We start from the raw sequence: 23,936 nt of genomic DNA, 5'->3' as shown, positions 1-23,936 counted from the left end.
CTCTCTGGGTGTCCTGGCCGGCTACGGCCGGCGCACGGGTCGGGTCGCGGGGCGGCGGGTCACGGGGCGGGTCACGGGTGGCTGGGAATCGTGGTCAGCAGCGGCTTCGGCGAGGTCTCGCCGGTGGGAGTTCCGAGCAGGGTCATCCCGAAGACGCACACGAGGGCAACGGCGAGTCCGATGGCTGCGGCGAGCAGGGCGCGCACGGCGGACCTCCTGGGTGGACGACGGCGTCGGCTGGGCCGGGGCACCGTAGCAATCGGGGGATCAGATGAGAACAGGTTCTACCGACCGAATGCGGCCACGGCGGGAACGGGTGCGGCCGGTTACGCGCGCGGGTGCGGCCGGTACGCGAACGAGCCCGGTCCCGCCGTGGAGGCGGGCCGGGCTCGGGTGTTCGGGGCGGGCGGGGCCGGGTCAGCCGGCCACGGGGGCCGGGCTCGTCGACGGGGCCGCGCTCGGGACGGCGGCCGCCGTGGACTCCGTCGCGGTCGGGGTGGGCGTCGGGGTGGGCGTGGGGCAGGTGCCGTCGGTCGGGGTGGGCGTCGGCGTCGGGGTGCCGGTCGGCGTGGGCGACGGCGAGGCGGACCCGCTCGGGGTGGGCGTCGGCGTCGGGCAGCCCGGCGTCGGGGTCGGCGTCGGCGTCGGGGTGCCGGTCGTCGGCGCGGGCGTCGGCGTGGTCGTCGGCTTCGGCGTGCCCGGCGTGGTGGTGGGTGTGCCGGGGCGGGTGGTCGGCGGGGCCGACGGGACCGTGGCGCTCGGCGACGGCGAGGCGCCGGGAGCCGCGGGCGACGGGCTGGTGCCCGGCTTCGGCCCGGTGGCGGCCGACGGCTGCGCCTTCGCTGTCCGCGGGCCCGCGCCCGGGGCGCGTCCGCTGTCCGGGACCGCGACGGCCCCCTGGTCCTTGAAGTGCTGGAACCAGGCCCGGACGGTGTGCAGGTACTCCTGCGAGTGGTTGTAGCCGAGGATCGCGCGGTCGACGTCCGCGGGGACCGACAGGTCGCGGTCGGCGGCGCACAGGTAGTGGCCGGCGGCGAGGGCCGCGTCGTAGATGTTGTTCGGGTTCTTCACGCCGTCCGCGTTGCCGTCCGCTCCCCAGTTGGCCCAAGTGGAGGGGATGAACTGCATCGGGCCGACCGCGCGGTCGTGGACGGTGTCCCCGTCGTAGGCGCCGCCGTCGGTGTCGGAGATGTTCGCGAAGCCGACACCGTTGAGGACCGGGCCCAGGATCGGCTGGTACGTGGTGCCCTGCGCGTCGACGGCGCCGCCGCCGGCCTGCCCGGACTCGACCTGCCCGATCGCGGCGAGCAGTTCCCAGGGCAGCCTGCACCCGGCGTCGGAGGCGGCGATGGACAACTGCGCCCGGCGGTAGGCGTCCAGCACCGTGCCGGGCAGGCCCGTGCCGCCGGTGTCGATGCCGGGGCCGGTGCCGCCGGTGGGTACGGGGGACGACGTGCCGCCCACGGCCAGACCGCTGGGGTCCTCGGGCGGCAGGGCGCTGTAGAACGGCGAACCGCCGTCGATCTGCGGGCCCGGAGGCGGGGTGACGGTGCTGCGCGCGGCCCGCTCGGCCTGGGCGAAGCCGGGTGCCTGCGAGGCGCTGAGCGCCGCGACCGCCAGGGCGGCGACCGCCGTGCCCGCCGCGCCCCGGCGGATCGCGCGTATCCGTCGTCCGTATCGCGCTGCCATGATCGCGGTCCCTCCCACGTGCGTGATGAGCGCGTTACCGCGCCGCAACCCCACGGACCCTACGGGAACTCTTCGCCCGCATCCACCGTGCCTCACTCCGCATACTGGATCGTCGGGATCCGGTCATGAGGGGGATTGATGCCGTTCACTCTGAGCCACGCGGCCGCGGTGCTGCCGGTGCTGCGCCGGAACGGGGCCGCCCGCGGGCCGCTGGTGGCGGCGGCGCTCGTCACGGGCTCCTTCGCCCCCGACATGCCGTACTTCGCCGCGTCGGTGGCGTCCGGGGTGTTCCGGTTCGGGCGGATCACGCACTCGGCGGCCGCCGTCCCGACCCTCGATCCGCTGATCGCCGTGGCGCTGTTGGGCGTCTGGCTCTTCCTGCGCGACCCGCTGCTGGCCCTGCTGCCCCGGCGGTGGCAGGCGCGCGCCGGCACGCTGTTCGGCGGGCAGCGCCGGGCGTGGTCGGCGCGGGCGGCGGGCTGGTGGTGGCTGTCGGCGACGATCGGCGCGGCCACCCACGTCGGGTGGGACGCCTTCACCCACCACGACCGGTGGGGGGTGCGGCAGCTGCCGGTGCTGGACACCGTGGTGCACGAGCAGCCGCTGTACCAGTGGCTGCAGTACGGCACGTCGGCGGCGGCGCTGCTGGTGCTGGCGGTGTTCCTCGCCGTGGCGCTGCGCGCCGCCCCCCAGGGGCCGCCGCCCGCGCGCCTGCCGCGGCTGACGACCGGCGGGCGCGCGGGCGCCGTCCTGCTGCTGGCCGCCTGCGCGGCGGCGGGCTCGACCGTGCGCCTCCTGCGGGAGTACGCCCACCGGTCGCCGGAGTCGCTGCCGGAGATGATCCCCACGGCGGCCTTCGGCGCGGGCGCGGGGCTGGCGGGCGGCGCGCTGCTGTACGCGGCCGCCGCCCGGCTGCTCCGGCGCGGGCAGCGCCGTCAGTGCGCGGCGGACTCCCAGTCCCTGCCGACGCCCACCGAGACGTCGAGCGGGGCGCGCAGCGGGTAGGCGCCGGCCATCTCGCGGCGCACCAGCTCCTCGACGCGCGTCCGTTCGCCCGGCGCGACCTCCACCACGATTTCGTCGTGCACCTGAAGGAGCATCCGCGAGGTCAGCTTCTCCGCGGTGAGCGCCTCGCCGACCCGGAGCATCGCGAGCTTGACGATGTCGGCGGCCGAGCCCTGGATCGGCGCGTTGAGCGCCATCCGCTCGGCCATCTCGCGGCGCTGGCGGTTGTCGCTGTTGAGGTCGGGCAGGTAGCGGCGGCGGCCGAGCAGCGTCTCGGTGTAGCCGGTGCCGCGGGCCTCCTCCACGACGCGCTGCAGATAGTCCCGCACCCCGCCGAACCGCTCGAAGTACGTCTCCATCAGCGCGCTCGCCTCACCGGGGCTGATGCTCAGCTGCTGCGAGAGGCCGAACGCGGACAGCCCGTAGGCCAGCCCGTACGACATGGCCTTGATCTTGCGGCGCATCTCGGCGTCCACCGCGTCCTTGGGGACGCTGAAGACGTGCGAGCCGACGGTGGTGTGCAGGTCCTCGCCGGTGGTGAACGCGTCGATCAGGCCCGCGTCCTCCGACAGGTGGGCCATCACCCGCAGTTCGATCTGGCTGTAGTCCGCCGTCAGCAGCGACTCGTACCCCGCGCCGACGACGAAGCCGCGCCGGATCTCGCGCCCCTCGTCGGTGCGGACCGGAACGTTCTGCAGGTTGGGGTCGGTGGACGACAGCCGGCCGGTGGCGGCCACGGTCTGGCTGAACGAGGTGTGGATCCGCCCGTCGGCCGAGATCGTCTTGATCAGGCCCTCGACCGTCACCCGCAGCTTGGCCTGCTCCCGGTGGCGCAGCATGATCACCGGCAGCTCGTGGTCGGTCTGCGCGGCCAGCCACGCCAGGGCGTCCGCGTCCGTGGTGAAGCCGGTCTTCGTCTTCTTCGTCTTCGGCAGGCCCAGCTCGCCGAAGAGCACCTCCTGCAGCTGCTTGGGCGAGCCGAGGTTGAACTCGTGGCCCACCGCGGCGTGCGCCTCGGCCACCGCGTGCTGCACGGCGTCGGCGAAGCGCTGCTCCAGCCGCTCCAGGTGGGCGCGGTCGGCCGCGATCCCGGACCGCTCCATCTGCGCCAGCAGCGCGGACGTCGGCAGCTCCACGTCGCGCAGCAGGCCCGTCGCCCCGTCCTGCTTCAGGCGGCCGATGAAGGCCGCGCCGAGGTCCAGGACCGTGCGCGCCTGCACCATCAGCGCGTCCAGGGCCGCGGAGTCCTCCTCCTCGTCCCCGAACGCCAGCTGGCCGCTGACCGCGCCGGGCGGGGCCAGCTCGCGGCCCAGGTACTCGACCGACAGCGCGTCCAGCGCGAACGAGCGGCGGCCGGGCTTGATCAGGTAGGCGGCGAGCGCGGTGTCCATGCTGACGCCGGCCACCGTCCAGCCGTGCTCGCCGAAGACCCGCATCACGTTCTTGGCGTTGTGCAGCACCTTGGGGCGGGCGGGGTCCGCGATCCAGGCCGCGAAAGCCCGCTCGTCCGCCTCGTCCAGCCGCGCCGGGTCGAACCACAGCGCGGGGCCCTCGGCCCCGGCCAGCGCGACCTGGGTGACGGTGCCGCTGCCCAGCGCCCACGTGTCGACGGTGGCCATGCCGAGCGGCTCGCCGCCGTGCCCCTCCAGCCACGCCTCCAGGCCGCCGTCGACGAGCTGCGCGCCCTCCACGGCGACGCCCTCGGCGACCTCGGCCTCCTCCTCCTTGGCGCCCGGGTCCGCCGCGAACAGCCGGTCGCGGAAGTTCTGGTTCCGGAACTCCAGGGTCTCCAGCACGATGTTCAGCGCGTCCCGGTCGTACGCCACGCGCTCCAGCTCCGCCGGGCCGCACGGCAGCTCGACGTCGCGCACCATCTCCGTCAGCCGGCGGTTGAGCTTGACCGCGTCCAGGTGCGCGCGCAGGTTCTCCCCCGCCTTGCCCTTGACCTCGTCCGCCCGCTCCATCAGCTCCGCGAACGACCCGAACTGGGTGATCCACTTGGTGGCGGTCTTCTCGCCCACACCGGGGATGCCGGGCAGATTGTCCGACGGGTCGCCGCGCAGCGCCGCGAAGTCCGGGTACTGCGACGGCGACAGGCCGTACTTCTCCTCGACCTTCTCCGGGGTGAAGCGGGTCAGCTCCGAGACGCCCTTGGTCGGGTACAGCACCGTCGTGTGCTCGCTGACGAGCTGGAACGCGTCCCGGTCGCCGGTCACGATGAGGACGTCGAACCCGGCGGCCTCCGCCTGGGTGGCCAGCGTGGCGATGATGTCGTCCGCCTCGTACTTCTCCACCGCGAAGCGCCGCACGCCCATCGCGTCCAGCAGCTCGCCGATCAGCTCGACCTGGCTGCGGAACTCGTCCGGGGTCTTGGAGCGGGTCGCCTTGTACTCGGGGAACTCGTCGAACCGCCACGTCTTGCGCGAGACGTCGAAGGCGACGCCCAGATGCGTCGGCTTCTCGTCACGCAGCGTGTTCGCCAGCATCGACGTGAAGCCGTACACGGCGTTCGTCGGCTGGCCGGTGGCGGTGTTGAAGTTCTCCACCGGCAGGGCGTAGAACGCCCGGTACGCCAGGGAGTGCCCGTCGAGCAGGAGCAGCCGCGGCCGTCCTCCCGCCGCGGGTGCCGTGCCGGTCGCTTCGCTCGTCTTCGATGCCTTTGCTGCCACGTCCTCGATACTCCCACGCCCCACTGACAACCCCGGCCAACGTCCGGCACCGGACCGGCCACGCGCCGGGGCGGGTGCCGCCGCCGCGTGGCAGGATCGGACACATGGCAGCGAAACCCCCCGCGGACGACCCCGTTCAGGACGCACCCGACGTCGCAGCGCCGCAGCACTCCGCCGCGGGGCTGCCCGCGGTCGGGCACACGGTGCGGATGGCCCAGAAGCAGATGGGGGTGCGCCGCACCGCGCTCACCCTGCTCAAGGTCAACCAGAAGGACGGCTTCGACTGCCCCGGCTGCGCCTGGCCCGAGCCCGAGCACCGCCACAAGGCGGAGTTCTGCGAGAACGGCGCCAAGGCGGTCGCCGAGGAGGCGACGCTGCGCCGGGTGACGGCCGACTTCTTCGCCGGGCACCCGGTCTCCGACCTGGCGCGGCGCAGCGGCTACTGGCTGGGCCAGCAGGGCCGCCTGACCCAGCCCATGTACCTGGCGGAGGGCGCCGACCACTACGTGCCGGTGCCCTGGGAGCGCGCCTTCGACATCGTCGCCCAGGAGCTGCACGCGCTCACGTCGCCCGACGAGGCGGTGTTCTACACCTCCGGGCGCACCAGCAACGAGGCCGCCTTCCTGTTCCAGCTCTTCGCCCGCCGGCTGGGCACCAACAACCTGCCGGACTGCTCCAACATGTGCCACGAGTCCTCGGGCTCCGCGCTCACCGAGACCATCGGCGTCGGCAAGGGCAGCGTGCTGCTGGAGGACCTGTACCGTGCCGACCTGATCATCGTCGCCGGGCAGAACCCGGGCACCAACCACCCCCGGATGCTCGCCGCCCTGGAGAAGGCCAAGCAGCGCGGCGCGCGGATCGTGACCGTCAACCCGCTGCCCGAGGCGGGCATGGAGCGCTTCAAGAACCCGCAGAACGCCCGCGGCCTGGCCGGCAACGGCACCGCGCTGACCGACCTGTTCCTGCAGATCCGGCTCGGCGGGGACCAGGCGCTCTTCCGCGCCCTGAACCACCTGATCGTCGAGGCCGGCGCCGTCGACCGGCCCTTCATCGACGAGCACACCCACGGCTACGAGGACTTCGCCGCCGCCGTGCGCACCACCGACTGGGACGAGGTGCGGCGCGCCACCGGCCTCGACCGCGCGGAGATCGACCGGCTGCTGGCGATGGTCCTGGACGCGAAGAGCGTCGTCGTGTGCTGGGCGATGGGCCTGACCCAGCACAAGCACGCCGTCCCCACCATCAAGGAGGTCGTCAACTTCCTGCTGCTGCGCGGCAACATCGGCCGCCCCGGCGCCGGGGTGTGCCCGGTGCGCGGCCACAGCAACGTGCAGGGCGACCGCACCATGGGCATCTTCGAACGCCCCGCCCCCGCGTTCCTGGACGCGCTGGAGAAGGAGTTCGGCTTCGCCCCGCCGCGCGAGCACGGCCTGGACGTCGTGCGCGCCATCCGCGCGCTGCGCGACGGCACCGCGAAGGTCTTCTTCGCCATGGGCGGCAACTTCGTGTCCGCCTCCCCCGACACCGCCGTCACCGAGGCCGCGATGCGCAACGCGGCCCTGACCGTGCACGTGTCGACCAAGCTCAACCGCTCGCACGTGATCACCGGGTCGCGCGCCCTGATCCTGCCCACCCTGGGACGCACCGAGCAGGACACCCAGGCGGCCGGCGAGCAGTTCGTCACCGTCGAGGACTCCATGGGCATGGTGCACGCCTCCCGCGGCTCCCTGCGGCCCGCCTCCCCGCACCTGCTGTCCGAGACCGCGATCGTCTGCCGGCTCGCCCGCGCCACCTTCGGCGAGGACACCGCCGTCCCGTGGGCCGACCTCGAAGCCGACTACGACCTGGTGCGCGAGCGGATCTCCCGCGTCGTGCCGGGCTTCGACGACTTCAACACCAAGGTCCGCCACCCCGGCGGCTTCACCCTGCCGCACGCCCCCCGCGACACCCGCACCTTCCCCACCGCGACCGGCAGGGCCAACTTCACCACGTCACCGGTCGAGTACCCGGCCGTCCCCGAGGGCCGGCTGCTGCTGCAGACGCTGCGCTCGCACGACCAGTACAACACCACCATCTACGGGCTCGACGACCGCTACCGGGGCATCAAGGGCGGCCGCCGCGTCGTCATGGTCAACCCCGCCGACGCGGACGCCCTCGGCCTGCCCGACGGCTGCCACGCCGACCTCGTCGGCGAGTGGACCGACGGCACGGAACGCCGCGCCGACGGCTTCCGCGTCGTGCACTACCCCACCCCGCGCGGCTGCGCCGCCGCCTACTACCCGGAGACCAACGTCCTGGTGCCGCTCGACCACACCGCGGACACCAGCAACACCCCGGCGTCGAAATCGGTGGTCGTCCGCCTGGAGCGGACCGACCCGGTGCACGGATCGTGACTACCGTCAGGTAGAAAGCTGACCAGTACACCGATTGACCGACCCCACCGAACGAAGACGATCGGAGCCGGCCGCATGGGCGAGCAGACGAGCACGCAGTTCCCGCAGGAGATCCTGGCGCAGTGGTCCGGCCTCGGCCTCGACCTGCCCGCCCTCTTCTCGGCCGGCCACCTCGGCGACCGCATGAGCATCCAGATCACCGAGGCCTCCCCCGACCGCGTCGTCGGCACGATGCCCGTCGAGGGCAACACTCAGCCCTACGGCCTGCTGCACGGCGGCGCCTCCGCCGTCCTCGCCGAGACGCTCGGCTCGGTCGGCGCGATGCTGCACGGCGGCCCCGGCAAGCTCGCCGTCGGCGTGGACCTCAACGCCACCCACCACCGCGGCATCCGCTCCGGCAGCGTCACCGGCGTCGCCACCCCCGTCCACCGCGGCCGCTCCTCGGCCACCTACGAGATCGTCATCACCGACGAGAACGACAAGCGGGTCTGTACCGCCCGCCTCACCTGCATGCTGCGTCCCGCCGGCCCCGGCACCACCACGGTCTGAGCCGCCCGCCGGGCCCGCACCGTTGTCGCGCGGGCCCGGAGGCCCTAGCGTTTTCCGCAGGGGGGCGGCCATGGCGGCAGCAGGGATCCGGCACGCGCGGCGCCGTCGCGCGCCCGTCCGCGCCCCGGGGCCGCCCGAGCGCGCCGGAACCGGCGCCCGGTGAGCGGCATCGGCCCGGTGGAGGGCCCCGGCGGCAGAACACCCAGCGTCAACACCCCGCTCCTGCCCGGCCGTTGGTCGCACCGCTGGGAGGTGCGCCGGGCCGCGCTGTCCGCCCGCGGGCGGTGGGCGGTCAAGGTCGCCACCGCGGCCCTGGCGGCCGTCGCCGTCGTCGGCCTCGGCCACGCGCTGCGCACCCCCGAGCCGGTGCCGGACCCGGGCCCGTGGCCTGCGCAGGTCACCTACATCGCCTACGAGTCGGGCCGCCCGCAGCCCCAGCCCGCGGCCGGTTCCGGGGTGTTCGGATTCGTGGTGAGCGTGCGGGACGGAAGTCCCGTGACGATTCTCGGCGTTACTCCCTCATTCGAGGGACTGGGTGCCGAAATCGGCCCCTCGACGCCCTTGACGGTCAAGCAGGGAACAACCCGGCACATCACGATAAAGATGATCGTTCACAAATGTTCCGGACTGCCGCTCGACGTGGATCTGCCCGTTCTGGACGTAACGCTGCGTAACACGCGCGCAATACAGAATCAGAGCTTCATCTTCGGCGGCGGATACCCCCGCGACCTCTCCGCTTTCCTGCACCGAATCTGCCGCCCGACGTCCACCAGCAGCCCTTCCGCGCCATAGCGGAAGTGCGGGTTCTCGATATCCGAACATCGACGTAATTCATGCGGACAGGGTGACAAACCCACCCGAACCCCCCACGAAAGCTCAACAGAACCTCAAGAGTTTCCATCCGGCATAACAAGACAGTCACACTCTTCCCGCACCGCTGCCCGAGTTCCCCGCACAGGCCTAGAGTCACGGCCAGTCACCGCGCCACCGGATTCGCCAGTCCGGCTTCCAGCGCACGACTCGGCCTCTCACCAGAGCTGGCCGCGCCAGGGGAAAGGACTGATCGTGCGACACCGTTCCTTGCTGCTACTGACCTCCGTGCTCACCACTGGGGCCCTCACACTTACCGCCTGCGGGTCCCGCGGCGACGACGGCAAGAAGGACGACGGCGCGACCACCACCGTCGTCATCGGAGTCGACGCCCCGCTCACCGGCGCGAACTCGGCGACCGGCCTCGGCATCCAGTACGGCGTGCAGATCGCGGTCGACGACGCGAACGCCAAGAAGCTGGTTCCCGGCGTGACCTTCAAGGTCAAGGCCCTCGACGACAAGGCCCTGCCGGCCTCCGGCCAGCAGAACGCCACCGCGCTCGTCGCCGACAAGAGCGTCATCGGCGTGGTCGGCCCCCTGAACTCCGGCGTCGCCCAGTCGATGCAGCAGGTGTTCAACGCGGCGAAGATGGTCGAGATCTCGCCCTCCAACACCAACCCCACCCTGACCCAGGGCAAGGAATGGGCGACCGGCACCAAGACCCGCCCGTTCAAGACGTACTTCCGTACCGCCACCACGGACGCCCTGCAGGGCGGCTTCGCCGCCGACTACGCCCGCAACACGCTCAAGAAGCAGAAGGCGTTCATCGTCGACGACAAGCAGACCTACGGTGCCGGCCTCGCCGGCATCTTCAAGGGCAAGTTCGTCGCCCTGGGCGGCAAGTCCGCGGGCGAGGACCACGTCAACACCGGCGACACCGACTTCTCCACCCTGGTCACCAAGATCAGGAACTCCGGCGCCGACATGGTCTACTACGGCGGCCAGTACGACGAGTCCGAGCTGGTCACCAAGCAGCTCAAGGCCGCCGGCGTGAACATCCCCCTGATGGGCGGTGACGGAATGTTCTCCGACACCTACATCAAGACCGCCGGCACCGCCGCCGAGGGCGACCTGTCCACCTCCGTCGGTGTCCCGGTCACCACCCTCCAGGGCGCCAAGGACTTCATCGCCACCTACAAGTCCAAGGGCTACCCGGGCGACTACGGCACCTACGGCGGCTACTCCTACGACGCCGCGACCGCCATCATCAAGGCCGTCAAGTCCGTCATGGACGGCAACGACGGCAAGCTGCCCGCCATGGACGACGCCCGCAGCAAGGTCGTCGACGCCGTGCAGAAGACCGACTTCGAGGGCATCGCGGGACACGTCTCCTTCGACGAGTTCGGCGACACCACCAACAAGCAGCTCACCGTGTACCAGGTCAAGAGCGGCAAGTGGGAAGCCGTGAAGAGCGGCACCTACACCGGCTGACTGCCAACACGCACCACCCGGGCCGCGCGGCTGGTCACCACCGACCGCGCGGCCCGCGCATACCCGCACACACCCCTTCCCCATCCCCCTGCTCCCCTCAGCGACATGGAGGCCATGCGGTGAACACCCTGCCGCAACAGCTGGCCAACGGGCTGTTCCTCGGCTCGATGTACGGGCTCATCGCCATCGGCTACACGATGGTGTACGGCATCGTCCAGCTCATCAACTTCGCCCACGGCGAGATCTTCATGACCGGCGGGTTCGGCGCCCTCACGGTCTACACGAGTCTCCCGGCCGGCACGTCCATCTGGGTCGCGCTGCCGCTGATGCTGATCGGCGGCTCCATCGTCGCCGTCCTCATCGCCATCGGCGCGGAACGGTTCGCCTACCGACCGCTGCGGGGAGCCCCCCGGCTCGCCCCACTGATCACCGCCATCGGGCTCTCCCTCGCCCTCCAGCAGGCGGTCTTCAACTGGTACCCCAAGGCCGACAACCCCCGCACCTTCCCCCAACTGCCCGGCGGCCCGTTCCACGTCGGCTCCATCAGCATCCAGAGCGGTGACATCTTCCTCGTCATCGTCGCCGTGATCTGCATGGCCGGCCTCGCCGCCTTCGTCCGCACCAGCCGCACCGGCCGCGCCATGCAGGCCACCGCGCAGGACCCGGACACCGCGCAGCTCATGGGCATCGACACCAACCGCATCATCGTCATAGCCTTCGCGATCGGCGGCCTCTTCGCCGCCATCGCCGCCGTCGCCTCCGGCCTCAAGTACGGCCAGGTCAAGTACGACATGGGCTTCCAGGCCGGCCTCAAGGCGTTCACCGCCGCCGTCCTCGGCGGCATCGGCAACATCTACGGCGCCATGCTCGGCGGCCTCGTCCTCGGCATCGCCGAATCCTGCGCCTCCGCGTACATCTCCAACATCCCCGGAATGGAACAGCTCGGCGGCGGCAGCTGGGCCAACGTCTGGGCCTTCGTCCTCCTCATCGTCGTGCTGCTCGTCCGTCCCCAGGGCCTGCTCGGCGAACGCGTCGCGGACAGGGCGTGATCACATGACCGACATCTCGCTGGCCACCGCGGACTCCGCCGTGCCGGAGCCCGCGCACCGCACCGCGCCGCTGATCCCGCTGCCCCTGAAGGCCGCCCGGGCCACCACCCTCGCCGGCGCCGCCATCAGCATCGTCTCCACCTTCCTGTCCTGGACCTACACCACCGCGTTCCCCGGCGACCTCACCGTCACCGGCTACCCCGGCGGCCTGCAGGTCCTCACCCTCGCCGGCGCCCTGCTCACCACGCTCTTCGCGCTCTCCGCGTTCGGCGTCAAGGGCCTCGGCAAGCTCAACCCCACCGGCTCGCAGAACTCCGTCCTGCTGCTGGCGCTCGCGACCTTCGGCACCACCTGGTACACCGTCATCGCCATCGCCTACGAGCTCGGCGGCCTCGCCAACCTCGACCCCGGCGGCGTCATCGCCGCCGTCGGCACCCTCGTGCTCGTCATCGGCGCCCTCGGGCTGCCCCTCGACCGGCGCCCCGCGCTCCCCGCCGACGGCGAGTTCTACGAACTCGGCCGTTTCGCAGAGAACCGGACCGTCCGCCGCGGCTACCGCGCCCTGCGCGACCTGCGCCTGGCCCACGGCGAACGCCACGTCAACGACCCCCGCAGCATGCCCGGCTGGGTCCAGCGGCTCATCATCACCCTCGTCGCGGCCGTCGGCCTCTACCTGCTCTCCTTCGCCATCGGCACCGAGTACTCCGAGATCTTCATCGGGCTGCTCATCCTCACCGCCTTCGGCGTCTGGGGCCTCGGCGCCTCCGGCCTCCTGCGCCAGTTCTCCCAGCTCACCGCCGAACACCGCGGCTTCACCTCCGCGATGGGCTTCCTCGCCGCCCTGGCCTACCCCTTCGTCCAGGACAACGAGCACTACGCCAACGTCGGCGTCAACATCCTCATCTTCGGCACCGTCGCCCTCGGCCTCAACATCGTCGTCGGCCTCACCGGCCTGCTCGACCTCGGCTACGTCGCCTTCCTCGGCGTCGGCGCCTACGCCGCCGCCCTCGTCTCCGGCTCCGAGTTCTCCATCTGGTCCGGCGTCCAGTTCCCCTTCTGGGCCGCCGCCCTCACCGGCATGGCCGCCTCACTGGTCTTCGGCGTCCTCATCGGCGCACCCACCCTGCGGCTGCGCGGCGACTACCTCGCCATCGTCACCCTCGGCTTCGGTGAGATCTTCCGCCTCGCCGTCAACAGCCTCGACGGCGTCTCCGGACCGAAGATCACCAACGGCCCCAACGGCATCTCCCAGATCCCCGACCTGGAGATCCTCGGCTACAACCTCGGCGACCCGCACATCATCGGCGGCTTCACCCTCGGCCGGTACGCCAACTACTACCTGCTGATGCTGCTGATCACCGTCATCGTGGTCATCGTCTTCACCCGCTCCGCCAACTCCCGCATCGGCCGCGCCTGGGTCGCCATCCGCGAGGACGAGACCGCCGCCACCGCCATGGGCATCAACGGCTTCCGCGTCAAACTCATCGCCTTCGCACTCGGCGCCGCCCTCGCCGGACTCGCTGGAACCGTCAGCGCACACGTCACCTACAACGTCGTGCCCGGCCCCTACCAGTTCGCCGGCGCCGCACCGCCCAACAGCGCCTTCCTGCTCGCCGCCGTCGTCCTCGGCGGCATGGGCACCGTCAGCGGCCCCATGCTCGGCGCCGCCATGCTCTACCTCATCCCCGAAAAGCTCGGCTTCCTGGAGAAGTACCAGCTCTTCGCGTTCGGCATCGCGCTCATCCTCCTCATGCGGTTCCGCCCCGAAGGCCTCGTCCCCAACCGGCGCCGCCAGCTCGAATTCCACGCGGACGACACCCTGGTCCTCCCCGGCAAGGCAGGGGCGTGAAAGACACCATGACCACGACCACCACCGCGCCCGCCGCCACCCCCCTGCTGGAAGCCAGCGGCGTCATCATGCGCTTCGGCGGCCTCACCGCCGTCCGCGACGTCGACCTCACCGTCAACACCGGCGAGATCGTCGGCCTCATCGGCCCCAACGGCGCCGGCAAGACCACCTTCTTCAACTGCCTCACCGGGCTCTACGTGCCCACCGAAGGCACCGTGAAGTACCAGGGCAACGTCCTCCCGCCCAAACCGCACCTCGTCACCAAGGCCGGCATCGCCCGCACCTTCCAGAACATCCGGCTCTTCGCCAACATGACCGTCCTGGAGAACGTCCTCGTCGGCCGCCACACCCGCACCAAGGAAGGGCTCCTCTCCGCCCTCATCCGCGGACCCGGCTACCACCGCGCCGAAGCGGCCTCCCGCGCCCGCGCCATGGAACTCCTCGAGTTCACCGGCCTCGCCGACAAGGCCGAACACCTCGCGCGCAACCTGCCCTACGGCGAACAGCGCAAGCTCGAGATCGCCCGCGCACTCGCCAGCGAACCCGGCCTGCTGCTCCTCGACGAACCCACCGCCGGCATGAACCCCCAGGAGACCCGGGCCACCGAGGAACTCGTCTTCGCCGTCCGGGACCAGGGCATCTCCGTACTCGTCATCGAGCACGACATGCGCTTCATCTTCAACCTCTGCGACCGCGTCTCCGTCCTCGTCCAGGGCGAGAAGCTCGTCGAAGGCACCAGCGAGGTCGTCCAGCGCGACGACCGCGTCATCGCCGCCTACCTCGGCGAACCCTTCGAAGGCGCACCCGAGGACGAAGCCGGCGCCGAGATCGAAGCCGCGGAAGCACGCAGCACCACCACGACGGAGGACGACCAATGACCGCACTTCTCGAAGTCGAGGACCTGCGCGTCTCCTACGGCAAGATCGAGGCCGTCAAGGGCATCTCGTTCAGCGTCGAGGCAGGCCAGATCGTCACCCTGATCGGTACCAACGGCGCGGGCAAGACCACCACGCTGCGGACCCTGTCCGGACTGATCAAGCCCGCCGCCGGCCGCATCACCTTCGACGGCCAACCGCTCGCCCGGGTACCCGCGCACAAGATCGTCTCCCTCGGACTCGCCCACTCCCCCGAAGGCCGACACATCTTCCCGCGCCTGACCATCGAGCAGAACCTCCAGCTCGGCGCGTTCCTCCGCAAGGACTCCGCCGGCATCACCAAGGACATCCAGCGCGCCTACGAGCTCTTCCCCATCCTCGGGGAACGGCACAAGCAGGCCGCCGGCACCCTGTCCGGCGGCGAGCAGCAGATGCTCGCCATGGGCCGCGCGCTGATGTGCCAGCCCAAACTGCTCATGCTCGACGAGCCCTCCATGGGCCTGTCCCCGATCATGATGCAGAAGATCATGCACACCATCGTGGAACTCAAGGCCCAGGGCACCACGATCCTGCTCGTCGAGCAGAACGCGCAGGCCGCGCTCTCCCTCGCCGACCAGGGCCACGTCATGGAGATCGGCAAGATCGTCCTGTCCGGCACCGGGTCCAACCTCCTGCACGACGAATCCGTGCGGAAGGCGTACCTCGGCGAGGACTGACGGCCTCGCGCCGCGCAACGCCGAAGGGCCCGCACCGTGAGAACGGTGCGGGCCCTCCGACGATCCGGACGACTACTTCTCCGGAACCTCGTCGATCACGGCCTGCGCCACCTGCTGCATCGACATCCGCCGGTCCATCGACGTCTTCTGGATCCAGCGGAACGCCGCCGGCTCCGACAGCCCGTACTTCGTCTGCAGCACGCTCTTCGCCCGGTCCACCAGCTTCCGGGTCTCCAGCCGCAACGACAGGTCCGCGACCTCGAGCTCCAGCGCCCGCAGCTCCTGGAACCGGCTGACGGCCATCTCTATGGCCGGCACCAGATCGCTCTTGCTGAACGGCTTCACGAGATACGCCATCGCCCCGGCATCGCGCGCCCGCTCGACCAGCTCCCGCTGCGAGAACGCGGTCAGCATCAGAACGGGGGCGATCTTCGCCTTCGCGATCTGCTCGGCGGCGGAGATCCCGTCCAGGACCGGCATCTTCACATCGAGGATCACCAGATCGGGCCGGTGCTCCTCCGCCAGCTTGACGGCGGTCTCGCCGTCACCGCAGTCACCGACGACGGAGTAGCCCTCCTCCTCCAGCATCTCCTTGAGATCGAGCCGGATCAGCGCCTCGTCCTCGGCGATGACGACACGGGTCGTCATCGGCGGTACGTGCGACTGCTCGTCTATGGGCTCGGCGGCGCTCAACGGGACTCCTCGATCACGGCGGGGGCATGCACCCACGAGCCTACCTAGCTCCGGTATCTTTGAGGCACGGAGGGTTTCCGCTATCCTCTGTTTCGAAGGGGCCCCGGTAGCCCAATTGGCATGAGGCAATGGATTCAAAACCCATACAGTGTCGGTTCGAGTCCGACCCGGGGCACTCCACCTTGGATTCCAAGGTTTGCATACCGTTGGCGATCTTCACTTAGCTGAGTGAACAGGGCTTCGAATCGCCGACGTTTCGCGCCGTTCGGACCAGCATCGGGTGTATGTACGATCTGGAAATCCGGCGCCGCGCGCTCAGCCTCGTGTCGACCGGTCACAGCCTGAACAGTGTCAGCAAGATCACAGGCGTCTCCCGGTCCACCCTGCGCGACTGGCGGAGCGGCGTCGAGCCGGTCGGACCCCGCGCGTGCGCTCGTTGCGAGTCCCCGGCGCGCACCCCTCGGCCGGCCACCGCCTACGCCTACGCCTACCTACTGGGTCTGTATCTCGGCGACGGTTGCCTCAGCGCTCAGCCGCGCGGCGTCTACGCCCTCCGCATCGCCTGCGCCGACGCCTGGCCCGGCCTCATCGAGTCGTGCGAAGCGGCGATCCGCGCGATCCATCCGGACAACGCCGTCTGCCGCGTGCGCAGGGGCGGCTGCACCATGGTGACCTCCACCAGCAAGCACTGGCCCTGCCTCTTCCCGCAGCACGCCGCAGGCAAGAAGCACGAGCGGCGCATCGCGCTCGAACCGTGGCAGCGGGAGATCGTCGACGCGCACCCGTGGGAGTTCATCCGCGGGCTCATCCACTCCGACGGGTGCCGGATCACCAACTGGACCGAGAAGGTCATCGGCGGCGAGCTCAAGCGCTACGAGTACCCGCGGTTCTTCTTCACCAACAAGTCCGTGGACATCCTCAAGCTCTTCGGCGACGCGCTCGACTCGGTCGGCGTCGAATGGAAGCTCGCCCGCCGCAGCAACGGCGCCTACAACGTCTCGGTCGCGCGCCGCGCCTCCGTCGCGCTCATGGACCTGCATGTGGGGCCCAAGTACTGAGCCCCACGGAGTGGTGCCTGCTACTTCGGGGAGTCGTCCTCGCCGATGTGGTGGACGCGGACCAGGTTCGTGGTGCCGGAGACGCCCGGCGGGGAGCCGGCCGTGATGACGACGATGTCGCCCTTCTGGCACTTGCCGACGCGCAGCAGCTGTTCGTCGACCTGGTCGACCATCTCGTCGGTGGTCTGGACCATGGGGCCGAGGAGGGTTTCGACGCCCCAGGTGAGGTTGAGCTGGGAGCGGGTGGCGGGTTCCGGGGTGAAGGCGAGGAGGGGGATCGGGGAGCGGTAGCGGCTGAGGCGGCGGACGGTGTCGCCCGATTGGGTGAAGGCGACGAGGTACTTCGCGCCGAGGAAGTCGCCCATTTCGGCGGCGGCGCGGGCGACGGCGCCGCCCTGGGTGCGGGGTTTGTTGCGTTCGGTGAGCGGGGGGAGGCCGGAGGAGAGGATCTCCTCCTCGGAGGCGCAGATGATGCGGCCCATGACCTTGACGGTCTCGATGGGGTGTTTGCCGACGCTGGTCTCGCCGGAGAGCATGACGGCGTCGGTGCCGTCCATGATGGCGTTGGCGACGTCGGAGGCCTCGGCGCGGGTGGGGCGGGATGCGTCGATCATGGAGTCGAGCATCTGGGTGGCGACGATGACGGGCTTGGCGTTGCGCTTGGCGAGTTTGATGGCGCGTTTCTGGACCATGGGGACGGCTTCGAGGGGCATTTCGACGCCGAGGTCGCCGCGGGCGACCATGAGGCCGTCGAAGGCGTCGACGATCTCTTCGAGGTTGTCGACGGCCTGCGGCTTCTCGATCTTGGCGATGACGGGGACGCGGCGTCCTTCTTCCTTCATGACGCGGTGGACGTCGATGACGTCCTGGGCGCTGCGGACGAAGGAGAGGGCGATGATGTCGGCGCCGGTGCGCAGGGCCCAGCGGAGGTCCTGGATGTCCTTTTCGGACAGGGCGGGGACGGAGACGGCGACGCCGGGGAGGTTGAGTCCCTTGTTGTCGCTGACCATGCCGCCTTCGATGACGATGGTGTGGACGCGGGAGCCCTGTACTTCGGTGACTTCGAGGGTGACGCGGCCGTCGTCGACGAGGATGCGTTCGCCTTTGCTGACGTCGGCGGCGAGGCCTTTGTAGGTGGTGCCGCAGGTCTGGCGGTCGCCTTCGACGTCTTCGACGGTGATGGTGAATTCGTCGCCGCGTTCAAGGAGTACGGGGCCTTCGGTGAATCGGCCGAGGCGGATCTTCGGACCTTGGAGGTCGGCGAGGATGCCGATGCTGCGTCCGGTCTCTTCGGAGGCTTTGCGTACGTGGTGGTAGCGGCTTTCGTGCTCCGCGTAGGAGCCGTGGCTGAGGTTGAGGCGGGCGACGTCCATTCCGGCTTCCACGAGGGCTTTGATCTGCTCGTAGGTGTCGGTGGCGGGGCCCAGGGTGCAGACAATTTTTGCTCGGCGCATGTTTCGAGCCTATGACTTACTGACGGGTAGGCAGATGGGCGGAGGCGACTGTCCAACGTCGGCTGTATTAACGGTTGTTGACAAGTGTCGAACGTGCATGGCATTGCTCATGTGAGCAGTCATGGAGGCAGTGTCGCGGGGTCAGGCGAGGACGGGTGGAGTCATGGTGAAGTGTGCGGTGACTTGCGCGTGGACGTTCTGGCGTTCGGGTTCGAGGTCGAGGGCGGGCGGGGCGGCGGCGTCCGCCATGCCGCCGGCAGCGCGGGCGCTCATCGCGAAGGCCTGCTGGGGGTAGGGCGTCGCCTGGTGGACGCCCTCGTCGGCGAGTTCGATGAGGGCGGTGAGGGTGGCGCCGAGGGCTTCGGCGTATTCGCGGCCGCGCTGGACGGCGTCGCGGACGGCCTGCTGGCGGGCGTCGCGGTAGACGGGTGACTGGGGGCGCAGGGACCACCAGGGGCCGTCGACGGTGGTGAGGTCGAGGTCGGCGAGGCGGGTGGTGAGTTCGCCGAGTGCGGTGAAGTCGGTGAGGGTCGCGCCGATGCGGACGACGCCGTGGTAGGCGCGGATCTTCTCGCCGCGGTCGCGGCCCTTGTCGCGGAGTTCGGGGGTGATGGCGACGGCGCCGGTTTCGAGTTTCTCGACGGCGTCGCCGTAGCTCTTGATCAGGTCGAGGGCCTGGGTGTTGCGGCGGGTGAGGTCGTCGAGGGTGTGGCGGCGGTCGGTGCCGCGGGAGCGGACGGTGACGGCGATGCGGGCGAGTTCGGGGTCGGTCTCGATGGTGGCTTCGCCGCGGACGCCGACGCGGGGGGCGGCGAGGGGGCTGGGGGTCCTGTCCGTTTCTGGGGTCATGTGCCCCACTGTCGCAGGCGGCCGATTTCCCGGCGGGTCATCCGATGGAAACGCGCGGGGGGTGTTGCGGGGTGGGGTTCCTGGGCCAGAATCTACGCGCGTTACATCACCAGACCGACCGGGAGCAGACATGCCGCTCAACCGAAGGACCTTCCTCAACCGTTCCGCCGCCACGGGAGCCGGGGTGGTGCTCGCGGGCGCCGCGGGAACCGTTGCGGGCGCCGCGCCGGCGCAGGCGCACGGCGCGGGGCACGGGCACGGCCCGCGGACGTACTCGCTGCGCGTGCTGGGCACGACGGATCTGCACGGGCATGTCTTCAACTGGGACTACTTCACGGACAAGGAGTACGACGACGCGACCCACAACGACGTGGGCCTGGCGAAGATCTCCACGCTGGTGGAGCAGGCGCGGGCCGAGAAGGGCTGCGAGCGCACCCTGCTGATCGACGCGGGCGACACCATCCAGGGCACGCAGCTGTCGTACTACTACGCGCGGGTGGAGCCGATCACGGGCACCGCGGGCAAGCGCGGGAAGCCGCCGGTGCACCCGATGGCGCTGGCGATGAACCACATGCGCTACGACGCGATGGCTTTGGGCAACCACGAGTTCAACTACGGCATCCCGGTGCTGCGGAAGTTCGAGGAGCAGTGCGACTTCCCGCTGCTGGCGGCGAACGCGGTGGATGCGAAGACGCTGAAGCCGGCGTTTGCGCCGTACACGATCAAGCGGATCAAGGTGCACGGCGGGCCGGACATCACGGTGGGGATCCTGGGGCTGACGAATCCGGGGATCGCGATCTGGGACAAGGCGAACGTGCAGGGGAAGCTGGCGTTCCCGGGTCTGGTGGAGCAGGCGAGGATCTACGTGCCGAAGCTGCGGGCGCTGGGCTGCGACGTGGTGATCTGTGCTGATCACTCGGGGGTCGACGGCGCCACGTCGTACGGGGACGCGCTGCCGTATCCGGAGAACGCGTCGGCGCTGGTGGCGGAGCAGGTGCCGGGGATCGACGCGATCCTGGTGGGTCACGCCCACAAGGAGATCGCGTCGCGGACGGTGGTCAACACCGCGTCGGGCAAGGACGTGGTGCTGTCGGAGCCGCTGATGTGGGGGATGCGGCTGAGCGTCTTCGACATCGCGCTGGAGTTCCGCCAAGGCCGCTGGTCGGTGACGAAGGTGGTGGCGGAGGTCCGCAACGCGAACACGGCGGCGGAGGACCCGCACGTGGTGAAGCTGGTGAAGGCGGAGCACGACAAGGTCGTGGCGTACGTGAACCAGGTGGTGGGCACGTGTGCGGTGGCCATGTCGGCGACGGAGGCCCCGTACAAGGACACCCCGATCATCGACTTCATCAACGCGGTGCAGACGCAGACGGTGAAGGCGGCGCTGGCGGGCACGGAGTACGCGGCGCTGCCGGTGCTGTCGCAGGCGGCGTGCTTCTCGCGGTCGGCGGCGATCCCGGCGGGCCAGGTGTCGCTGCGGGACGTGGCGGGGCTGTACGTGTTCGAGAACACGCTGGACGCGCGGGTGCTCACGGGTGCGCAGATCAAGGACTATCTGGAGTTCTCGGCGAAGTACTTCGTGCAGACGGCGCCGGGTGCGGTGGTGGACGTGTCGAAGCTGACGAACGCGGCCGGCACGCCGGACTACAACTACGACGTGGTGGGCGGGGTGTCGTACGAGATCGACATCGCGAAGCCGGTGGGTTCGCGGATCGTGAACCTGACGTTCCAGGGTGCGCCGCTGGATCCGGCGGCGCGGTTCGTGCTGGCGGTGAACAACTACCGGGCCAATGGGGGCGGCAACTTCCCGCACGTGGCGGCGACGGCGTCGGTGTGGGCGAACTCGGACGAGATCCGGAACACGATCATCGCGTGGGTGAAGGCGAACGGTTCGATCGATCCGTCCGCCTTCGGTGCCGACAGCTGGAAGCTCACGCGCGACGGAGTGCCGCTGTTCTAGTGGGCACGTTGGACGCCGCGGTTCCGTCGAGGCCGTAGGTGGTGAACGCGGTCCTGGCCGGCAGGGGGTAGGGCTCCCTGCCGGTCAGTGCGTTGAGGATGACGGCGGAGCGCCAGGCGGCGAGGCCGAGGTCGGGGGCGCCGACGCCGTGGGTGTGGCGGTTGGCGTTCTGGACGTGGACGGCGCCGCTGATGGAGGGGTCGAGGGCGAGGCGGTGGTCGGCGTCGATGCGGGGCCGGCCGGCGGCGTCGCGGCGCAGGTAGGGGTGGAGCGGGGCGAGGAGTTGCTCGATGGGGCGTTCGCGGTAGCCGGTGGCGAGGACGACGGCGCTGGTGTGGAGGCGGCTGCGGGTGCCCTGCTGCTCGTGTTCGAGGTGGAGTTCGATGCCGGTGGTGCCGAGGCGGCCGGCGGTGCGGACGGCGACGCCGGGGGTGAGGGTGGCGTCGGGCCAGCCGCCGTCGAGGGTGCGGCGGTAGAGCTCGTCGTGGATGGCGTTGATGGTGTCGTGGTCGATGCCCTTGTGGAGCTGCCACTGCTGGGGGACGAGCTGGTCGCGGACGGGTTCGGCGAGGCCGTGGAAGTAGCGGGTGTAGTCGGGGGTGAACTGTTCGAGGCCGAGCTTGCTGTACTCCATGGGGGCGAAGGCGGGGGTGCGGGCGATCCAGGTGAGGCGTTCGCGGCCGACGGGGCGGGCGCGGAGCAGGTCGAGGAAGACCTCGGCGCCGGACTGTCCTGATCCGACGACGGTGATGTGGTCGGCGGCCAGCAGCCGGGTGCGCTGGTCGGTGTAGTCGGCGGAGTGGATGACGGGGACGGTGGGGGCCTCGGCGAGGGGGCGCAGGGGTTCGGGGACGTAGGGGCTGGTGCCGATGCCGATGACGAGGTTGCGGGCGTGGGTGCGGCCGAGGGCTTCGGCTTCGCCGTTGCGGTCGAGGTGGGTGTGGTCGACCTCGAACAGGGCGCGGCCGGGGTTCCAGCGGACGGTGTCGACCTGCTGGCCGAAGTGGGTGGTGGGCAGGGTGTCGGCGACCCAGCGGCAGTAGGCGTCGTATTCGGCGCGGTGGATGTGGAAGCGCTCGGCGAAGTAGAAGGGGAAGAGCCGTTCGCGGGTCTTGAGGTAGGCGAGGAACGACCAGGGGCTGGTGGGGTCGGCGAGGGTGACGAGGTCGGCGAGGAACGGGACCTGGAGGGTGGCGCCGTCGATGAGCAGGCCGGGGTGCCACTGGAAGGTGGGCCGCTGGTCGTAGAAGGCGGTGGTGAGGTCGGGGATGCCGTCGGCGAGGGCGGCGAGGGAGAGGTTGAAGGGGCCGATGCCGATGCCGAGGAGGTCGAGGGGTTCGTCGAGGGGGGCGGGTTCGCCGGAGGGGGCGGGGGGTGCGGTCGTCATCGGGCCGTGCCTTCCGTGGTGAGGTGCAGGAGCGCTGTGAGGTCGGCGGGCCGGGTGTGCGGGTTGAGCAGCGTCGCTTTGAGCCAGAGGCGCCCATCGGCGTGGGCGCGGCCGAGGACGGCGTGGCCGTCGTGCAGCAGGCGGCGGCGCAGGGCGGCGACGTGGGCGTCGTCGGCGTGGGTGGGCCGGAACAGGACGGTGCTGATCTCGGGGCGGCCGCGCAGGGTGAGGGCGGGGTGGGCGTCGATGAGGTCGGCGAGGTGCTGCGCCTGGTCGCAGACGGCGTCGATGAGGGCGCCGAGTCCTTCGCGGCCCAGGGCGCGCAGGGTGACGGCGATCTTGAACACGTCGGGGCGGCGGCTGGTGCGCGGGGAGCGGCCGAGGAGGTCGGGCAGGCCGGCCGCGGTGTCGTCGTCGGCGTTGAGGTAGTCGGCGTGGTGGCCCAGGGGGCGCAGCGCGGTGGTGTCGCGTACGGCGAGCAGGCCGGCGGCGACGGGTTGCCAGCCGAGTTTGTGCAGGTCCAGGGTGACGGAGTCGGCGAACGGCAGGCCGTGCAGGCGGTGGGCCTCGCGGTCGCTGAAGAGCAGGGGGCCGCCGTAGGCGGCGTCGATGTGGAGTTCGGCGCCGTGGGCGGCGGCGGTGTGGGCGATCTCGGGGAGCGGGTCGATGGCGCCGGTGTCGGTGCTGCCGGCGGTCGCGACGACGAGGACGGGGCCGGTGTCGCGCCGTTCGCCGAGGTCGGCGAGGGCGGTGTGCAGGGCTGCGGGGTCGAGGGTGCCGGCGGGGGTGGGCAGGACGTGGGCGGGGGGCAGGCCCAGCAGCCAGCCGGCGCGTCCGATGCTGTGGTGGGCGTTGGCGCCGCAGACCACCCGCAGGGCGGGGGCGCCGGGGTGGCGTTCGCGGGCGAGGAGCAGGGCGAGGTGGTTGGACTCGGTGCCGCCGGTGGTGACGAGCGCGTCGGGGGCCTGGAGGCCGGGGTAGACGAGGGCGGCGAGCGCGGCGGTGGTCTCGGCTTCGAGGGCGCTCGCGGCGGGGGCCTGGTCCCAGGAGTCGAGGGACGGGTTGAGGGCGGTGGCGGCGAGGTCGGCGGCGACGGCGAGGGCCAGCGGCGGGCAGTGCAGGTGGGCGACGCAGCGGGGGTGCGCGGGGTCGGCCGATCCGGCGGCGAGGGCGTGCACGAGGGTGCGCAGCGCGTGGTCCGCGCCGGTTCCGGTGTGCGGGATGACGGGGGTGCAGGCGTCGCGCACGTGGTGGGCGACGGCGTCGGGGCCGCCGGACGGCAGCGGTCCGCCGCGGGCGGTGGCGCCGGCGGTGAGGGCGTCGAGGACGGTGTCGAGCAGGGGGCGCAGGTGGGCGGGTCCTGTGATCCCTCCGGCGAGCTGGGGTGGCATGAGGTGGCCCCTTCGCGGTCGCTGCCTGTCGGGCGGGCGGGTCCGCCCG

19 protein-coding genes and 1 tRNA gene are annotated in these 23,936 nt (G+C 71.0%); 12 read left to right on the top strand and 8 right to left on the bottom strand.

Features of this window, described 5'->3' with window-relative positions:
• Positions 1-71 precede the first annotated feature (71 nt).
• Together ABZ721_RS25000 and ABZ721_RS24995 are read right to left on the bottom strand one after the other, a co-directional pair.
• Positions 72-206, bottom strand: a complete 135-nt coding sequence (locus tag ABZ721_RS25000; protein ID WP_358790914.1) for an SPW_0924 family protein — start codon at positions 204-206, stop codon at positions 72-74.
• A gap of 211 nt (positions 207-417) precedes the next feature.
• Positions 418-1,689, bottom strand: a complete 1,272-nt coding sequence (locus ABZ721_RS24995) for a hypothetical protein (protein ID WP_358790913.1) — start codon at positions 1,687-1,689, stop codon at positions 418-420.
• A 138-nt stretch (positions 1,690-1,827) separates the two neighbouring features.
• Between ABZ721_RS24995 and ABZ721_RS24990 the strand changes: the two genes are divergently transcribed.
• Positions 1,828-2,694: a DUF4184 family protein gene (locus tag ABZ721_RS24990; protein WP_358790912.1), complete on the top strand. Its 867-nt coding sequence runs from the start codon at positions 1,828-1,830 to the stop codon at positions 2,692-2,694.
• Here the strand turns inward: ABZ721_RS24990 and polA are convergent.
• On the bottom strand, positions 2,625-5,363 hold the full coding sequence (polA, locus tag ABZ721_RS24985; RefSeq protein ID WP_358790911.1) for a DNA polymerase I: 2,739 nt from the start codon (positions 5,361-5,363) through the stop codon (positions 2,625-2,627). The two genes, ABZ721_RS24990 and polA, sit on opposite strands and share 70 nt — an antisense overlap.
• A 104-nt stretch (positions 5,364-5,467) precedes the next feature.
• Here polA and ABZ721_RS24980 point away from each other — a divergent pair, with 104 nt between their 5' ends.
• From ABZ721_RS24980 to ABZ721_RS24945, 8 genes are all read left to right on the top strand, one after another.
• A complete protein-coding gene (locus ABZ721_RS24980) occupies positions 5,468-7,756 on the top strand; it encodes an FdhF/YdeP family oxidoreductase (protein ID WP_358790910.1) in 2,289 nt (762 codons plus the stop codon).
• A 75-nt stretch (positions 7,757-7,831) separates the two neighbouring features.
• Entirely contained in the window at positions 7,832-8,305 is a 474-nt protein-coding gene (locus ABZ721_RS24975; RefSeq protein WP_358790909.1) for a hotdog fold thioesterase, read from the top strand.
• A gap of 159 nt (positions 8,306-8,464) precedes the next feature.
• Positions 8,465-9,097, top strand: coding sequence for a hypothetical protein (locus ABZ721_RS24970; RefSeq protein ID WP_358790908.1), 633 nt, complete (start codon positions 8,465-8,467; stop codon positions 9,095-9,097).
• 273 nt (positions 9,098-9,370) lie between these two features.
• Positions 9,371-10,606, top strand: a complete 1,236-nt coding sequence (locus ABZ721_RS24965; protein ID WP_358790907.1) for a branched-chain amino acid ABC transporter substrate-binding protein — start codon at positions 9,371-9,373, stop codon at positions 10,604-10,606.
• 119 nt (positions 10,607-10,725) lie between these two features.
• The gene (locus tag ABZ721_RS24960) at positions 10,726-11,655 is read left to right on the top strand and encodes a branched-chain amino acid ABC transporter permease (protein WP_358790906.1); all 930 of its coding nucleotides are present in this window, start codon (positions 10,726-10,728) and stop codon (positions 11,653-11,655) included.
• 4 nt (positions 11,656-11,659) lie between these two features.
• Positions 11,660-13,504 carry a branched-chain amino acid ABC transporter permease gene (locus ABZ721_RS24955; RefSeq protein ID WP_358790905.1) on the top strand — a complete coding sequence of 615 codons (1,845 nt, stop codon included), beginning with the start codon at positions 11,660-11,662 and terminating at the stop codon, positions 13,502-13,504.
• Positions 13,505-13,512: 8 nt separating this feature from the next.
• Complete coding sequence (locus ABZ721_RS24950; protein ID WP_358790904.1) at positions 13,513-14,382, top strand: ABC transporter ATP-binding protein; 870 nt, start codon at positions 13,513-13,515, stop codon at positions 14,380-14,382.
• Positions 14,379-15,095, top strand: a complete 717-nt coding sequence (locus ABZ721_RS24945; RefSeq protein WP_358790903.1) for an ABC transporter ATP-binding protein — start codon at positions 14,379-14,381, stop codon at positions 15,093-15,095. The genes ABZ721_RS24950 and ABZ721_RS24945 overlap by 4 nt, the downstream gene beginning before the upstream one ends.
• Positions 15,096-15,167: 72 nt before the next feature.
• Here the strand turns inward: ABZ721_RS24945 and ABZ721_RS24940 are convergent, their stop codons facing one another.
• Complete coding sequence (locus ABZ721_RS24940; protein WP_358790955.1) at positions 15,168-15,743, bottom strand: response regulator; 576 nt, start codon at positions 15,741-15,743, stop codon at positions 15,168-15,170.
• Positions 15,744-15,888: 145 nt separating this feature from the next.
• Here ABZ721_RS24940 and ABZ721_RS24935 point away from each other — a divergent pair.
• Positions 15,889-15,963 (top strand) — tRNA-Leu (locus tag ABZ721_RS24935).
• Between the two features lie 109 nt (positions 15,964-16,072).
• A complete protein-coding gene (locus ABZ721_RS24930) occupies positions 16,073-16,846 on the top strand; it encodes a transcriptional regulator (RefSeq protein WP_358790902.1) in 774 nt (257 codons plus the stop codon).
• 20 nt (positions 16,847-16,866) lie between these two features.
• On the opposite strand, the gene pyk is transcribed toward ABZ721_RS24930, so the two are convergent.
• Together pyk and ABZ721_RS24920 are read right to left on the bottom strand one after the other, a co-directional pair.
• Positions 16,867-18,300: a pyruvate kinase gene (pyk, locus tag ABZ721_RS24925; protein ID WP_358790901.1), complete on the bottom strand. Its 1,434-nt coding sequence runs from the start codon at positions 18,298-18,300 to the stop codon at positions 16,867-16,869.
• Between the two features lie 141 nt (positions 18,301-18,441).
• Entirely contained in the window at positions 18,442-19,149 is a 708-nt protein-coding gene (locus tag ABZ721_RS24920; RefSeq protein WP_358790900.1) for an SIMPL domain-containing protein, read from the bottom strand.
• A 130-nt stretch (positions 19,150-19,279) separates the two neighbouring features.
• Here ABZ721_RS24920 and ABZ721_RS24915 point away from each other — a divergent pair, with 130 nt between their 5' ends.
• Positions 19,280-21,109, top strand: a complete 1,830-nt coding sequence (locus tag ABZ721_RS24915; protein ID WP_358790899.1) for a 5'-nucleotidase C-terminal domain-containing protein — start codon at positions 19,280-19,282, stop codon at positions 21,107-21,109.
• Here ABZ721_RS24915 and ABZ721_RS24910 read toward each other — a convergent pair.
• Together ABZ721_RS24910 and ABZ721_RS24905 are read right to left on the bottom strand one after the other, a co-directional pair.
• Positions 21,081-22,496 (bottom strand): SidA/IucD/PvdA family monooxygenase, encoded by a 1,416-nt coding sequence (locus tag ABZ721_RS24910; protein ID WP_358790898.1) that lies wholly within the window; start codon positions 22,494-22,496, stop codon positions 21,081-21,083. The two genes, ABZ721_RS24915 and ABZ721_RS24910, sit on opposite strands and share 29 nt — an antisense overlap.
• Positions 22,493-23,887, bottom strand: a complete 1,395-nt coding sequence (locus ABZ721_RS24905; protein WP_358790897.1) for an aminotransferase class V-fold PLP-dependent enzyme — start codon at positions 23,885-23,887, stop codon at positions 22,493-22,495. Before ABZ721_RS24905 ends, ABZ721_RS24910 begins: the two co-directional genes overlap by 4 nt.
• Positions 23,888-23,936 lie beyond the last annotated feature (49 nt).

It is taken from the genome of Streptomyces sp. NPDC006733 (assembly GCF_040636125.1).
GTDB lineage: Bacteria > Actinomycetota > Actinomycetes > Streptomycetales > Streptomycetaceae > Actinacidiphila.
Note: the sequence above shows the minus strand (reverse complement) of the source record. Positions and strands in the feature narration are given on the sequence as shown.

Bases quoted from the DNA above. Each gene is read 5' to 3' on its own strand.
- ABZ721_RS24995 (WP_358790913.1), bottom strand. From the start codon at position 1,689: ATGGCAGCGCGATACGGACGACGGATACGCGCGATCCGCCGGGGCGCG.
- ABZ721_RS24990 (WP_358790912.1), top strand. From the start codon at position 1,828: ATGCCGTTCACTCTGAGCCACGCGGCCGCGGTGCTGCCGGTGCTGCGC.
- ABZ721_RS24980 (WP_358790910.1), top strand. From the start codon at position 5,468: ATGGCAGCGAAACCCCCCGCGGACGACCCCGTTCAGGACGCACCCGAC.
- ABZ721_RS24975 (WP_358790909.1), top strand. From the start codon at position 7,832: ATGGGCGAGCAGACGAGCACGCAGTTCCCGCAGGAGATCCTGGCGCAG.
- ABZ721_RS24955 (WP_358790905.1), top strand. From the start codon at position 11,660: ATGACCGACATCTCGCTGGCCACCGCGGACTCCGCCGTGCCGGAGCCC.
- ABZ721_RS24950 (WP_358790904.1), top strand. From the start codon at position 13,513: ATGACCACGACCACCACCGCGCCCGCCGCCACCCCCCTGCTGGAAGCC.
- ABZ721_RS24945 (WP_358790903.1), top strand. From the start codon at position 14,379: ATGACCGCACTTCTCGAAGTCGAGGACCTGCGCGTCTCCTACGGCAAG.
- ABZ721_RS24940 (WP_358790955.1), bottom strand. From the start codon at position 15,743: ATGACGACCCGTGTCGTCATCGCCGAGGACGAGGCGCTGATCCGGCTC.
- ABZ721_RS24930 (WP_358790902.1), top strand. From the start codon at position 16,073: ATGTACGATCTGGAAATCCGGCGCCGCGCGCTCAGCCTCGTGTCGACC.
- pyk (WP_358790901.1), bottom strand. From the start codon at position 18,300: ATGCGCCGAGCAAAAATTGTCTGCACCCTGGGCCCCGCCACCGACACC.
- ABZ721_RS24920 (WP_358790900.1), bottom strand. From the start codon at position 19,149: ATGACCCCAGAAACGGACAGGACCCCCAGCCCCCTCGCCGCCCCCCGC.
- ABZ721_RS24915 (WP_358790899.1), top strand. From the start codon at position 19,280: ATGCCGCTCAACCGAAGGACCTTCCTCAACCGTTCCGCCGCCACGGGA.
- ABZ721_RS24910 (WP_358790898.1), bottom strand. From the start codon at position 22,496: ATGACGACCGCACCCCCCGCCCCCTCCGGCGAACCCGCCCCCCTCGAC.
- ABZ721_RS24905 (WP_358790897.1), bottom strand. From the start codon at position 23,887: ATGCCACCCCAGCTCGCCGGAGGGATCACAGGACCCGCCCACCTGCGC.